This is a genomic window from Stenotrophomonas sp. HMWF003, assembly GCF_003061285.1.
Taxonomy (GTDB): domain Bacteria; phylum Pseudomonadota; class Gammaproteobacteria; order Xanthomonadales; family Xanthomonadaceae; genus Stenotrophomonas; species Stenotrophomonas maltophilia_AP.
On sequence record NZ_QAIW01000386.1, the window covers coordinates 1 to 447 of the forward strand.

Consider the following 447-nt stretch of genomic DNA (forward strand, 5'->3'; position numbering starts at 1 on the left):
TCCCCGAAGACACCGTGCCGCCGCCGCAGCCGATCGAGGAACCGCGCCCGCAGGACGCGCCCACCCCGCAGCAGCAACAGGCGCAGGAACGCGTGGCCCAGCCCGACAAGATCGACCAGGAGGCGGTGAACGCGCTGGCGATCTCGGCCGAGAAGGCCAAGCAGGAGCAGGAAGCCAAGCGCCGCCAGGAACAGATCGACCTGACCGAGCGCAAGCGCCAGGAGCAGGCCGAGCAGAAGCTGCGCCTGGCCAAGCAGCAGGAAGAGGCGGAAAAGAAGAAGCTGGCCGAGCAGCAGCAGAAGGCCAACGACACCAAGGCCGAAGCCGAGCGCCAACAGAAAATCGCCGAGATCCGACGCAAGCGCGAGCAGGCCGAGAAGGAAGCCAAGCTGGCCGAGCAGAAGCTGCGCCAGGTCGCCGCCGCGCGCGCGGCCAGCGGCACGGCGG

General features: G+C 69.4%; 1 pseudogene. It reads left to right on the plus strand.

Annotation, left to right across the window (positions count from 1 at the left end):
* A pseudogene (locus DBR34_RS23530) lies at positions 1–447 on the plus strand (cell envelope integrity protein TolA); the annotation flags it as partial.